13 protein-coding genes and 1 tRNA gene are annotated in these 12,704 nt (G+C 72.4%); 9 read left to right on the plus strand and 5 right to left on the minus strand.

From position 1 onward, the window contains the following. Positions 1–38: 38 nt before the first annotated feature. Positions 39–123 (minus strand) — tRNA-Leu (locus P8A20_RS29590). A gap of 184 nt (positions 124–307) precedes the next feature. On the opposite strand from P8A20_RS29590, the gene P8A20_RS29595 reads away from it, so the two are divergent. The 3 genes from P8A20_RS29595 (at position 308) to P8A20_RS29605 (ending at position 2,930) form a co-directional block, all read left to right on the plus strand. Next, positions 308–1,642: a M20/M25/M40 family metallo-hydrolase gene (locus P8A20_RS29595; protein WP_147958042.1), complete on the plus strand. Its 1,335-nt coding sequence runs from the start codon at positions 308–310 to the stop codon at positions 1,640–1,642. Positions 1,643–1,808: 166 nt separating this feature from the next. Continuing rightward, positions 1,809–2,042 carry a chaplin ChpH gene (gene chpH / locus P8A20_RS29600; protein WP_031099530.1) on the plus strand — a complete coding sequence of 78 codons (234 nt, stop codon included), beginning with the start codon at positions 1,809–1,811 and terminating at the stop codon, positions 2,040–2,042. Positions 2,043–2,183: 141 nt separating this feature from the next. Continuing rightward, the gene (locus tag P8A20_RS29605) at positions 2,184–2,930 is read left to right on the plus strand and encodes a chaplin (protein WP_306104537.1); all 747 of its coding nucleotides are present in this window, start codon (positions 2,184–2,186) and stop codon (positions 2,928–2,930) included. A 56-nt stretch (positions 2,931–2,986) separates the two neighbouring features. Here P8A20_RS29605 and P8A20_RS29610 read toward each other — a convergent pair whose 3' ends face one another. Continuing rightward, the gene (locus tag P8A20_RS29610) at positions 2,987–3,175 is read right to left on the minus strand and encodes a DUF5703 family protein (protein WP_014157168.1); all 189 of its coding nucleotides are present in this window, start codon (positions 3,173–3,175) and stop codon (positions 2,987–2,989) included. A 47-nt stretch (positions 3,176–3,222) separates the two neighbouring features. Between P8A20_RS29610 and P8A20_RS29615 the strand changes: the two genes are divergently transcribed. Continuing rightward, on the plus strand, positions 3,223–3,882 hold the full coding sequence (locus tag P8A20_RS29615) for a hypothetical protein (protein WP_147958044.1): 660 nt from the start codon (positions 3,223–3,225) through the stop codon (positions 3,880–3,882). Between the two features lie 66 nt (positions 3,883–3,948). On the opposite strand, the gene P8A20_RS29620 is transcribed toward P8A20_RS29615, so the two are convergent. Further along, the gene (locus P8A20_RS29620) at positions 3,949–6,216 is read right to left on the minus strand and encodes a helix-hairpin-helix domain-containing protein (protein ID WP_306104538.1); all 2,268 of its coding nucleotides are present in this window, start codon (positions 6,214–6,216) and stop codon (positions 3,949–3,951) included. Continuing rightward, on the minus strand, positions 6,213–7,196 hold the full coding sequence (locus P8A20_RS29625; RefSeq protein ID WP_147962188.1) for an aldo/keto reductase: 984 nt from the start codon (positions 7,194–7,196) through the stop codon (positions 6,213–6,215). The genes P8A20_RS29620 and P8A20_RS29625 overlap by 4 nt, the downstream gene beginning before the upstream one ends. Before the next feature lie 143 nt (positions 7,197–7,339). Here P8A20_RS29625 and P8A20_RS29630 point away from each other — a divergent pair, with 143 nt between their 5' ends. Further along, positions 7,340–8,392 (plus strand): LLM class F420-dependent oxidoreductase, encoded by a 1,053-nt coding sequence (locus P8A20_RS29630; RefSeq protein ID WP_147962189.1) that lies wholly within the window; start codon positions 7,340–7,342, stop codon positions 8,390–8,392. 241 nt (positions 8,393–8,633) lie between these two features. Next, positions 8,634–9,422, plus strand: a complete 789-nt coding sequence (locus P8A20_RS29635; RefSeq protein ID WP_306104539.1) for a ferritin-like domain-containing protein — start codon at positions 8,634–8,636, stop codon at positions 9,420–9,422. An 11-nt stretch (positions 9,423–9,433) separates the two neighbouring features. Here P8A20_RS29635 and corA read toward each other — a convergent pair whose 3' ends face one another. After that, positions 9,434–10,420 carry a magnesium/cobalt transporter CorA gene (gene corA / locus P8A20_RS29640; protein ID WP_147962191.1) on the minus strand — a complete coding sequence of 329 codons (987 nt, stop codon included), beginning with the start codon at positions 10,418–10,420 and terminating at the stop codon, positions 9,434–9,436. A gap of 52 nt (positions 10,421–10,472) precedes the next feature. Between corA and P8A20_RS29645 the strand changes: the two genes are divergently transcribed. The 3 genes from P8A20_RS29645 to P8A20_RS29655 all read left to right on the plus strand — a co-directional run bounded on the left by P8A20_RS29645 (position 10,473) and on the right by P8A20_RS29655 (position 12,691). Further along, complete coding sequence (locus P8A20_RS29645) at positions 10,473–11,183, plus strand: histidine phosphatase family protein (RefSeq protein WP_306104540.1); 711 nt, start codon at positions 10,473–10,475, stop codon at positions 11,181–11,183. A 105-nt stretch (positions 11,184–11,288) separates the two neighbouring features. After that, the gene (locus tag P8A20_RS29650) at positions 11,289–11,879 is read left to right on the plus strand and encodes an Rv2134c family protein (protein WP_147962193.1); all 591 of its coding nucleotides are present in this window, start codon (positions 11,289–11,291) and stop codon (positions 11,877–11,879) included. Then, entirely contained in the window at positions 11,843–12,691 is an 849-nt protein-coding gene (locus P8A20_RS29655; RefSeq protein ID WP_147962194.1) for an Rv2133c family protein, read from the plus strand. The genes P8A20_RS29650 and P8A20_RS29655 overlap by 37 nt, the downstream gene beginning before the upstream one ends. Positions 12,692–12,704 lie beyond the last annotated feature (13 nt).

The raw sequence follows: 12,704 nt of genomic DNA on the forward strand, positions 1-12,704 counted from the left end.
AGCGAAAACCCCCAGGGTGACCTGGGGGTTTTCCGCTGTGTCCGAGGGGGGACTTGAACCCCCACGCCCGATAAAGGGCACTAGCACCTCAAGCTAGCGCGTCTGCCATTCCGCCACCCGGACCGGGTGTCTGTCGTCCGGGTCCTGCCCGTTCCGACGTGGAAAACAATAGCAAACATTCGGGGGTGCTCGATCACACCCCCGGCCATGTGAATGGCGCGTGACGGGGCCCGGGCGGTCTTGGGCGCGCGGGGGCCGGCGCGCGAGTATGGGAGGGAGCACCACCGCGACAGTGGAAGGAAGCAGCGTGAGCGAGACCAACACGGCCCGGGCCGGCATCGGCGAGAGGGCCGAGAACGAGGTCGTGGACCTCTGTCGTGACCTGATCCGGATCGACACCAGCAACTACGGCGACCACTCGGGCCCCGGGGAGCGGGCCGCCGCCGAGTACATCGCCGAGAAGCTCGCCGAGGTCGGGCTGGAGCCGAAGATCATCGAGTCCCACAAGGGCCGCGCCTCCACCGTGGCCCGGATCGAGGGCGAGGACCCCTCCAAGCCGGCGCTGCTGATCCACGGGCACACCGACGTCGTCCCCGCCAACGCGGCGGACTGGACGCACGACCCGTTCTCCGGGGAGATCGCGGACGGGTGCGTGTGGGGGCGCGGTGCGGTCGACATGAAGGACATGGACGCGATGACCCTCGCGGTCGTGCGCGACCGCATGCGCAGCGGCCGCAAGCCCCCGCGCGACATCGTGCTGGCCTTCCTGGCCGACGAGGAGGCGGGAGGCACCTACGGGGCGCGCCACCTCGTCGACAACCACCGGGACCTCTTCGACGGTGTCACCGAGGCGATCGGTGAGGTGGGCGGCTTCTCGTTCACCGTCAACGAGAACCTGCGCCTCTACCTGGTGGAGACGGCGGAGAAGGGCATGCACTGGATGCGGCTCACCGTGGACGGCACCGCCGGGCACGGCTCGATGACCAACACCGACAACGCGATCACCGAGCTCTGCGAGGCCGTCGGCCGGCTGGGGCGCCACCAGTGGCCGGTCAGGGTGACCAAGACCGTGCGGTCCTTCCTCGACGAGCTGTCCGACGCGCTCGGCACCCCGCTCGACCCGGAGGACATGGAGGCCACGCTCGCCAAGCTCGGCGGCATCGCCAAGATGATCGGCGCGACCCTGCGCAACTCCGCCGCCCCCACCATGCTCGGCGCCGGCTACAAGGTGAACGTGATCCCCGGACAGGCCACCGCGCACGTCGACGGCCGCTTCCTGCCGGGCTTCGAGGACGAGTTCCTGGCCGACCTCGACCGGATCCTCGGCCCGCGGGTGAAGCGTGAGGACGTGCACGGGGACAAGGCCCTGGAGACCAGCTTCGACGGCTCGCTCGTGGACGCGATGCAGATCGCGCTGAAGGCCGAGGACCCGATCGCGCGCGCCGTGCCCTACATGCTCTCCGGCGGCACCGACGCGAAGTCCTTCGACGACCTCGGTATCCGCTGCTTCGGCTTCGCCCCGCTGAAGCTGCCGCCGGAGCTGGACTTCGCCGGGATGTTCCACGGCGTGGACGAGCGGGTCCCGGTGGACGGTCTGAAGTTCGGCGCCCGGGTGCTCGACCGGTTCATCGACCACTCCTGACCCTGCCCGACCCTCCTGACCTCGGCGAGCAGCCGAATTCGCCAGCCTGTACGAATCTCACTGGTAAGGGTGAAAGGGATCACCCGCACGTAGCCCGCTCCTCCTCTCCTCGTTTCACCTGATGCGGTCCGCGGCTGGGACCGCACTTGTCAACACAGGAGGAATCATGATCAAGAAGGTCGTCGCAATCGCGGCTGCTACCGGTGGCCTCGTGCTCGCGGGTGCGGGTATGGCTTCCGCCGACGCCGGTGCCCAGGGTGCCGCCATCGGCAGCCCCGGCGTGCTCTCGGGCAACGTCGTCCAGGTTCCGGTTCACGTTCCCGTGAACGTGTGCGGCAACACGGTCTCCGTGATCGGGCTGCTGAACCCCGCCTTCGGCAACACCTGCGTCAACGCGTGACGATGCGCGTCAACCCGTAAGGGTTTGAGTCCGGTCGGCCTCGGAGTGCGTTCCATGCACTCCGGGGCCGCTGGGCATTCGGCCCCGCCGCACGGTTGCGTCCGGGGTATTTCGTGAGTGCAGAAGGCAGGAAGACAACCTATGCGACAGGTCACACGTAAAGGCCTGATCACCATGGCAGCGGCGGGCGGAGTGCTCGCGCTCGGCGGCGGCTACGCGCACGCCGACGCGGGTGCGGCCGGTGCCGCGTCGGGTTCACCGGGGGTACTCTCCGGCAACTCGATCCAGGTCCCGGTCGATGTACCCGTCAACGTGTGCGGAAACTCCGTGGACGTCGGCGGTCTGCTCAACCCCGCGAGCGGGAACGACTGCGGAAACGGATCTTCGGACTCCGGACACGCGTACGCCCCGGACGACGGGGCGTCGTCCGGTCACGGCTCCGGGAGCCGGGCGTCCGGGCACGAGGACGCGCGCGACAGCGGGGCGGGGACGGGCAGGCACCGCGCCTCCGGCACCTCGGCCCAGGCGGAGACGACCGGTTCCCCCGGGATCCTCTCCGGCAACCAGGTGCAGGCGCCGGTGGAGATTCCGGTGAACCTGTGCGGCAACAGCATCACCATCGGCGGACTGCTCAACCCGGTCTTCGGCAACTCCTGCGAGAACGACACGGAGCCGGTCCCGCCTCCCGTCGTACCGCAGACGCCGCACACCCCTCAGAAGCCGGTCACGCCGGACGCGCCCCCGGCTCCGGAGACCCAGCTCGTGGCCGGTGAGCAGCTCGCGCAGACCGGCGGGGGAGGGCTCGACGTGCTGATCCCGGCGAGCGCGGGCATGCTGCTCGCCGGCGCGGGCACGGTGCTGTACCGGCGTTCGCGCAACGCGGCGTAGCGGTACCGCGACAACGCCCGACGGGCGGGCTCCGCGCACGCGGAGCCCGCTCCGTGCTACCAGGTGGCCCGGAGCTGGCGGATGATGCGGCGCCGCAGCCGCACCCGGCGGCTGCCGTCCAGGCGCAGCGTCAGCCGGTCCAACTCCCAGTGCCCGTACTCGGCATGGTCGGTCAGCAGGCGGGCCGCCTCCTTGCGGGACACCCCGCGCGGCACGTACACGTCGATGAATTCGTATTCCGGCATCGCATCTATTGTGCGGGCAGACCCCCGGTACGGATAGCGTCTGTCCTATGTCTGATGCTGCGCAGCCCACTGCTGCCGAGGTACGCGCCGCCGCCGATGCAGTCAAAACCGCGCTCGACCGCCACCTCCAGGCAGTCGAACGCCGTACCGGGGACGACGACCCCACCGTCTACGACGCGTTCAACGCCCTGGCCGCCGCTGCCGAGGTCTACGACGAACTGCTCTACGACCGCTACGACGAGGTCACCCCCTTCGAGATCCCGGCCGCGGAGGACTCCCTCCCGCCCTACGCCGGTCCCGAGGAGCCGCACGCCGTGAGCGTGCTGATCAGGCGTGACTACGCGGTGGCGGAGCCGGCACGGCTGCTCGCCCAGGCCCAGCGGCTCGCCGACCTGGACCCGGACGGGCAGGACGGCGAGGCGGCTGCCGCCGGCGCCGGTGTGCATGCCGCGCTGGGTGTGGTGTTCGGCGAGTACGAGGCGGACGAAATCGCCTCCCGGCACGTGGAGTTCGGTCTGGAGGAGGGGGACTCCACCCTCTGGGTCTCCGCCGCGGACGAGCTTCCCGAACCGGGGGAGTGGCTCGCGGCGCCGTTCGACGAGGCCGACCCCGCCCTGGTGGTCTGCCGCTTCGACGCCAGTTCGGTCTTCGACGAGGAGGACGAGCCGGACGGGGACCCCGACGGCGTCGTCCGCCGGCGCTCCTGATCCCACCGCCCGACGGCCCCGGCGCGCAGCGCACCGGGGCCGTCGGCGTGTCTTCGGCCGGGGCCCCTAGGAGGCGTCCGGGGTGGGCAGCGCCTCCAGGAGGGGCCCCAGCCTGGTCGTCCGCTGCTGGGCGGGCACCTCGGCCACCGCGCGCGGCAGAGCCTGATCCACGCCGTGCACCACGGACAGATGCCGCTCCCCACGGCTGAACGCCGTGTACACCCAGGGCCTGCTGAGCCCCTGCGCGGCGTCGCCCGGCAGGACGACGACAGCGGCGGGCCAGCGCATCCCGGCCGCCTGATGGGCACTGAGCGCCCAGCCGTGGCGCACGGCGGACTCCACCCGGTCCTGCGGTACGACGACGGACGTGCCCGCGCAGTCCAGGTGCAGGCCCTCCGCGTCGGCCGAGACGACCGATCCGGGGACCACCCTGCCCGGCGCGGGGACATGGACCACGCGGTCGCCGGGGTCGAAGCCGCCGAACCGGCCCGGCCCCGGATTGAGCCGCTGCTTCAGCGCCGCGTTGAGCGCCGTCGTGCCCGCGGAGCCACCGTGCCCGACCGTGATCACCTGCGTGTCCGAGGACGGTACGCCGATGACGCGCGGCACCGAATCGGCCACCAGCTGCACCGTGCGGTGGACGGCCTCACCCGCGTCCCGCACGGGCACGATCACCACCTCCCTGCCGGGCGCCTCGACCTGGGCCAGCTCGCCGATCCCGATGCCGGAGACCAGCTCGCCGATGGGCCCCGGGTCGGGCGTGCGGGAGACCACGTGAGGGCAGGCTCGCGACGCGATCACGTCGGCGAACACCCGCCCCGCACCGGCCGATCCGAGGACCCCCAGATCGCCGCTCAGGACCAGCCGCGTCCCGTCGGCCAACGACTCCACCAGCATCGCGGCCGTCTCCACGTCGAGCTGCGGGGCGTCCAGCACGACCAGTACGTCGAGGGCGAACGCGCCGTCCGCGTCCCGGCCGGGCCCGCCCTCGCCGGAGAGCAGGGCGGAGAGCGTGACAGCGGCCCCCGGCTCACCGGCCTCGGCGGCCAGCCTGCGCTGTCCGTCGGGGCTGTGGGTGGTCCCCAGCGCCCGCAGACCGAGACCGCGCGCCGCGGCGACGAGGGCGGCGGGTTCCGCCCGGGCGGTCTCCCCGCCGCTGTGGGCGACCAGTCCGGCGGCCGCCGCAGCCCGGATCAGCTCGCCCGCCGACGAGGACGGGGCGGCGGCGGCCGCCTCGGTCCAGTCGGCCCCCTTCTCGCAGGAGTTGACCAGCCGCGCCAGGCCGTCGGCCAGGCTCTCCTCGGCCAGGGCGTACCGGTCGAGACCGAGCAGGACCCGCACCGGCTCCTCGCCGCCCCGGGCCCCGTCCTCGGACGACGCCTCGCCCTCCTCGGTGTCCTGCACCGTCTCCTCCCCCTCCGTGGCGTCGACGCCGTCCTGGAAGACCAGCACGACCCCCTCGGCCACGGCGTGTTCGACGGCCCCCGCGGGATCGGCCACCGCGAACCCGGCCAGTGCCTTGCGCGCCTCCTCGGCGTCCAGCGCGGTGTGCCCCCGCAGAGCGGCCCGCTCCAGCAGCCAGCCCACCAGCGCAGCCGTGCGCCGTTCGTCGTCGGGGCCGCACTCCGCGCCCAGCAGAGCCCGCGCGAAGCCGTCCGCCTGCTCCGGACGCACACCGGGCAGGGACAGGAGCTGCCACGGGTCCTCCCGGAGGAGACCGGCGGCCCCTTCACCGAGCGTCGTCGCGGCCGGGCGGGCCAGCGTCTCGGGAGCCCCGCCCTCGGCGAGCACCGCCGCGACCGAGGCCGCGGTCCCGGCGGAGACGGCCCCCGGGGCAGGCCGCTCGGGGGCCCGGGGCGCGGGCGCGGTCGTGGCGGCGGGGGCCGCCCTGCGGGGTGCGGGAGCCGACGCGGGTGAGTCGAAGAAGGCGGTGCCCGGCTTCTCGCCGCTCTCCACCGCGCGTACAGCCGCCAGCAGATCGGCGGCCGGGCCGCTCAGCTTCGCACCGGCCGCGATGGGCCCTTCCTTCTCGGCCTTGCGCCGCTCGATCCGCTCACGCAGCTCACGCTGTGCGGCCAGTTCCGCCTCGGCCTCCGACACGGCGGGGGCGGCGGGCGCTGGGGGCGCATCCGACCCCTGCTCCTGGTCGCCGGCCTCCTCAGTGCCGTCGTCCGCGTGCTCCGCGTGCTCCGCGTCGTCCGTCCCCTCCGCGCTCCCCGCGCCGTCCTCGTGGGGCGCGCCGGGCGTGTCGGCGGCCCGGCCACCGGCGTCCTCGCCGGCCTCGTGGTCCTCGGCCGGGGGGTCCGGGGCTTCTCCCCGGGAATGCGCAGTCACAGCGTGCTCCAGTCCTGGTCCGGATAGCGGTGCACGGGCGCCGACACATCGTCGAGCGCCTGGCAGATCTCGTCAGGAAGACTAAGCGCCTCCACTGACAACGCCTCGCCCAGCTGCCGCGCGTTGCGCGCCCCGACGACCGGCGCGACCACCCCCGGCCGGTCCCGCACCCAGGCGAGCGCGACCTGGAGGGGCGTCGTGGCGAGGCCGTCCGCCGCCGTGGCGACCGCGTCCACGATCCTGCTCGCGGCCTCGTCCAGATACGGCTCCACGAACGGGGCCAGCTGCTCGGAGGCCCCACGTGAACCTGACGGCGTCCCGGTGCGGTACTTGCCGGTCAGCACACCGCGGCCCAGCGGGGACGACGGCAACAGCCCCACCCCGAGGTCCAGCGCCGCCGGAAGCACCTCCCGCTCGATGCCACGCTGCAGCAGCGAGTACTCCATCTGCGTGCACGCCAGCCGGGTGCGCAGCCCGGGCGCGGCGAGCTGCCACGTGGCCGCCTTGGCCAGCTGCCAGCCGCTGAAGTCGGCCACCCCGGCGTACCGGGCTCGCCCCGAGGACACGGCGATGTCCAGCGCCTGCAAGGTCTCCTCCAGCGGAGTGCCGGGGTCGAAGGCGTGTATCTGCCACAGGTCGACGTAGTCCGTGCCGAGCCGTTCGAGGGAGGCGTCGAGCGCGGCGAGCAGATGCCCGCGCGACCCGTCGACGCGGCGGTAGGGGTCGGGCACACTGCCCGCCTTGGTGGCGACCACCAGATCCTGCCGGGGCACCAGGGCGTCCAGGAACCGCCCCAGCAGGTACTCGGCCTCCCCGCCGCCGTACACGTCGGCGGTGTCGACGAGGGTGCCGCCCGCGTCCCAGAAGGCCTTGAGCTGGTCCGCGGCGTCGTGTTCGTCGGTGTCGCGGCCCCACGTGAGCGTGCCCAGCCCGATCCGGGACACACGAAGGCCGGTACGGCCGAGATGCCTCTGCTCCATGGGCGCTGAGATTACTGGCCGGGGCCCCACGGGGTGGAAGCCTGTGGACAACCGCGGCCCCGGGGCGAGCCTGCCGGAATCCGGCGCCCCGCGCTAGAGTCCCCGGCACAGGAACGTTACTGATCAGTAGAGGGAGTGTGGGTATGCGGCTCGGCATCAATCTCGGTTACTGGGGTGCGGGCATGGACGGTGACAACCTCGCCGTCGCCCAGGAGGCCGACCGGCTCGGCTACGACGTCTGCTGGGCGGCCGAGGCGTACGGCTCGGACGTGCCGACCGTGCTCGCCTGGGTCGCCGCCCGGACCGAGTCCATCGACGTGGGCTCCGCGATCATGCAGATCCCGGCCCGGCAGCCCGCCATGACGGCCATGACCGCGGCCACCCTCGACTCGCTCTCCGGAGGCCGCTTCCGCCTCGGCCTCGGCGTCTCGGGGCCCCAGGTCTCCGAGGGCTGGTACGGCGTCAAGTTCGACAAGCCGCTGGCCCGGACCCGCGAGTACGTCGAGATCGTACGCAGGGCGATGTCCCGCGAGCGGCTGTCCTACGAGGGCGAGCACTGGACGCTGCCGCTGCCCGACGGCCCCGGCAAGCCCATCAAGCTGACCGTGCACCCCCAGCGCGAGCACATCCCGCTCTACATCGCCGCGATCGGCCCCAAGAACCTCGAGCAGACCGGCGAGATCGCCGACGGCGCCCTGCTGATCTTCCCCTCCGCCGGCCACCTGGAGGAGACCGCGGTGAAGCACCTGCGGGCCGGGCGCGAGAAGGCGGGGAAGACGATGGACGGATTCGACGTCTGCCCCACCCTGCCCCTGGCGGTCGGCGACGACATCCCCGGTCTGGCCGACATGTTCCGTCCGTACACAGCGCTCTACGTCGGAGGCATGGGCAGCCGCAAGCAGAACTTCTACAACCAGCTCGCCCGGCGCATGGGGTACGAGAAGGAAGCCGCCGAGATCCAGGACAAGTACCTGGCCGGCGACAAGGCGGGTGCGGCGGCCGCCGTGCCGCACCAGCTCATCGACGAGACCACACTGCTCGGCTCGGTCGACCGGATCGCCGACCGGATGCAGGCGTACGCGGCGGCGGGCGTCACGACCCTGACCCTCGCCCCGGCGGGCTTCACGCTCGACGAGCGGCTCGCGGCCCTGCGCGCCGGTACCGACGCCCTGGAGCGCTCCGGCCTGGCCGCCTAGGCACCGGGCTCAGCACTACGGCCGTGGTGGGGGCTCGGGGGTCCTCCCCGCCACGGCCGTCACAGGGTGCAACGCGCGGGAGCGCCCCGGGTTACGCCCTGTGTCCGTCCGGGACGCCCCGACGGGCCCCGCGACCGGGCGCCGCCCCGTTCGGCCCTGCCACCGCCCCGCTGGTGTTGCCTACCGACGCGTACCGAATTTGACTGTCGCTCTGCGGACACCGGTGCGAAAGGTGGCAGTGATGCTCTCGGCCAAGAGTTTGTTCCAGGAGATCCTCGACGACGACGAGTCGTTCCGGCTGTTCTGCTCGATCGCTGCCGGAGGGGAGTCGCAGGGCGGCTGGGAGAACGGCCGTATCGCCTCACTCGTGCCGCCGGGCCTGCGGGAGCTCGCGCCCAAGGTCGCCCGGCACGGTGCCGACGAGGACAAGCACGGCAGGATCTTCAACGCCCTGCTGAAGCAGCGAGGACTCCAGCCCGTGGCGGTGCCGTACGAGACCGACTACACCCTGCTGCTGGAGCGCCGGGGCATCGGCCTCGCCCACGAGCGGCTGAGCCGTGAGGAACCGCTCACCGAGCGGGACGTCATCGTGTACCTGGCCCACAGCCGGGTCACCGAACAGCGGGCGTCCGAACAGATGCGGCTCCTGCTCAAGCACTTCGTCGGGCACCCGGTCCTCGGCCGGGCCGTCAGGATGATCTCGCGGGACGAGGACAACCACCTCGCCTACTGCCACGAGGAGCTGCTCCGCTTCGCCCGGGCCGGACACGGCCGGACGATCCAGTACGTCCTGCGCGAGTGCGCCCACGCCGAGATCCGGGTGTACCGCGACGTCAGCCTCGCCGTGATGAGCCACATGGGCCGCGTGCTGCGCTGGCCGCGCGCCAAGGCCGCCGCGCTGGCCGCGGGGATCCACGCGATGTACGCCTACGAGCGGCTGGTCGGCTGGCGGCGCATGGTGAGCCTCGAACAGCCCGTCCTGCGTGACGCCCTGGGCGGCACCGCCCTGCCCGAGACCGAGTACGCCTGAGCAGCCCGCCCCTACATCCACCCGCGGCGCTTGAACAGGCGGTACAGCCCGGCGACCGCGAGGCCCATCAGCACGATCACCGCCGGGTACGTCCACACCCAGTCGAGCTCCGGCATGTGCTCGAAGTTCATCCCGTAGATCCCGGCCACCATGGTCGGCACGGCGGCCATCGCGGCCCATGCCGAGATCTTCCGCATGTCGTCGTTCTGCCGCACTCCCACCTGCGCCAGATGGGCCGACAGAATGTCCGAGAGCAGCCGGTCCAGCCCCTCCACGTGCTCGACGGCACGCGTCAGATGGTCGTTCACGTCCCGGAAGAAGGGCTGGGACCCGTCATCGACGAACGGCACGCCCGCGCTCGACAGCCGCGCCATGGGCGCTCCCAGCGGATTGGTCGCCCGGCGGAACTCGAGTACCTGCCGCTTGAAGGTGTAGATGCTCGCCGCCGTGTTCTTCGAGTCCGCCGAACCGGTCGGGGCGAAGACCTGGGCCTCCAGCCCCTCCAGGTCGATCTGGAGCTCTGCCGCGACCTCGATGTAGTGGTCCACCACCGCGTCACTGACCGCGTACAGCACCGACGTCGGCCCGTGCCGGAGGACTTCCGGCTCGGCCTCCAGGCGGCTCCGCACCGCGGCCAGGGGCGCGCCCTCGCCGTGCCGCACCGTCACCACGAAGGAGTCCCCTATGAACAGCATCAGCTCGCCGGCGCTCACGGTGTCGCTCTTCGGCTCGTAGACCACCGGCTTGATCACGACGAACAGGGAGTCGTCGTAGATCTCCAGCTTGGGCCGCTGGTGGGCGCGCAGGGCGTCCTCGACCGCGAGTGGATGCAGCGCGAACTCGCTGCTGACCAGGTCGAACTCCTTCTCCGTCGGCTCGTGCAACCCGATCCAGACGAAGGCGTCCCCGGTGGCACGTGCCTCGTCGAGGGCATCGGAGAAGTCGGCGGGACCTTCGGTCCGGCGCCCGTCCCGGTAAATTCCGCAGTCGACGATCACCCGCGCATTGTTCCCTGCCGCGACGCCTTCACGCACCTCTACGCTGGCAGGTATGCCCACGCTCATCCTCGTACGCCACGGACGCTCGACCGCCAACACCTCCGGAGTGCTCGCGGGCCGGACCCCCGGCGTCTCCCTCGACGAACGCGGCGCCGCACAGGCCGCCGCACTTCCCGGCCGGCTGTCGGCCCTCACCTTCGCGGAGGCCGTCAGCAGCCCGCTGCAGCGCTGCCGCGAGACGCTCCAGCCGCTGCTGGACGCCCGCCCCGGGCTCGCGCTGCACACCGAGGACCGCATCAGCGAGTGCGACTACGGGGACTGGTCGGGGCGCAAACTCGCGGAACTCTCCGACGAGCCGCTGATGAAGGTCGTCCAGCAGCACCCCTCCGCCGCCGCCTTCCCGGGCGGCGAGTCCATGCGGGCCATGCAGGCCCGGGCCGTCGAAGCCGTGCGGGACTGGAACACCCGCATCGAGGCGGAGTACGGCGAGGACGCGGCCTACGTGATGTGCTCGCACGGCGACATCATCAAGGCCCTGGTCGCCGACGCCCTCGGCATGCACCTCGACCTCTTCCAGCGCATCCAGGCCGACCCGTGCTCCGTGACCGCGATCCGCTACACGCGGCTGCGCCCGTTCCTCCTCCGCCTCGGCGACACCGGCGATTTCGCGTCCCTGGCACCGCGTGAACAGGCCATCGGGGCCGACGCGGCGGGGGACACGGGGACGGACGCGGCCGTCGGGGGCGGCGCTGGGGCACCGTGATCGCTCGGCGCAGTAGGGTGGACGCGCCGTAGAGCCCTTGCGGGACCTCTCGCTGGGTCCCGGGGGCAGCCCCCATCCGCCATCACTTCTCAAGGGAGACAGGACGTGTCCCGTCAGGTGTTCCTCTACGACCCGCCGGACCGTTTCGTGGCCGGCACGGTCGGGCTGCCTGGCCGCCGTACGTTTTTCCTGCAGGCATCCTCGCGCGGCCGGGTCACGAGCGTGGCTCTGGAGAAGACGCAGGTAGCCGCGTTGGCCGAACGGATCGACGAACTCCTCGACGAGGTCGTCCGGCGGACCGGCGGAAACTCACCGGTGCCCGCCGTCGCACCCACGGATGTCGCCGACACCGCGCCGCTCGACGCCCCCGTCGAGGAGGAGTTCCGCGTCGGCACGATGGCGCTCGCCTGGGACGGCGAGGAGCAGCGCATGATCGTCGAGGCGCAGGCACTCGTCGAACTGGACGCCGACTCCGAGGACGACCTCGCGGAGGCCGAGGAAAGGCTTCTGCAGGACGAGGAGAACGGCCCGCCGATGCTGCGCGTCCGGCTGAGCGGAGGCCAGGCGAGGGCCTTCGCCAAGCGCGCGCTCGACGTCGTCAACGCCGGCCGCCCGCCCTGCCCGCTGTGCAGCCTGCCCCTCGATCCGGAAGGACACGTGTGCCCGCGCCAGAACGGATACCGTCGCGGGGCCTGACGGAGGCCGGGCTGCGCGCCCTGCTCACGGAGGGGGAGCTCACGGTCCTCGGCCAGGTCCGGGGCGCGTCCAACGCGGTGCTGTACTGCACGATCGCCCACGAGGGCGAGGAGCGGACCTGCGTCTACAAACCGGTCGCCGGTGAGCAGCCGCTGTGGGACTTCCCCGACGGCACCCTCGCCGGGCGCGAGGTCGCCGCGTACGAGATCTCCGAGGCCACCGGCTGGGGCCTCGTGCCGCCCACGGTGCTGCGGGAGGGCCCCTACGGCGAGGGGATGTGCCAGCTGTGGATCGAGGCGGAGGAGGAGACGGAGACCGCCGACGGACTGCCGCCCCTGCTCGCCCTCGTCGAGGACGACGAGCCGGGGGAGGGCTGGAAGGCCGTCGGATTCGCCGAGGTCGGGGAGGGGCGGACGGCCCTGCTGGTGCACGCCGACGACCCCCGCCTGCGCCGGCTGGCCGTGCTGGACGCGGTGATCAACAACGGTGACCGCAAGGGCGGGCACCTGCTGCCCGCCCCCGGTGGACGGCTGTACGGCATCGACCACGGCGTCACGTTCAACGCCGACGACAAACTGCGGACGCTGCTCTGGGGGTGGGCGGGCGAACCCCTGACCGCCGAGGCGTCCGAGGTGCTCGGTCGGCTGTCCACGGCCCTGGAACCGGGCACGGAGCTCGCCACCCGGTTGGCGGAACTGATCACGACGGCGGAACTCGACGCCCTGCGCGGCCGGGTGGAGAGCCTTCGCACGTCCGGCCGGCACCCGCAGCCGAGCGGCGACTGGCCGCCGATCCCGTGGCCACCCGTGTGACAGCACGGTCCGG

The organism is Streptomyces sp. Alt3, from assembly GCF_030719215.1.
Lineage (GTDB): Bacteria > Actinomycetota > Actinomycetes > Streptomycetales > Streptomycetaceae > Streptomyces > Streptomyces glycanivorans.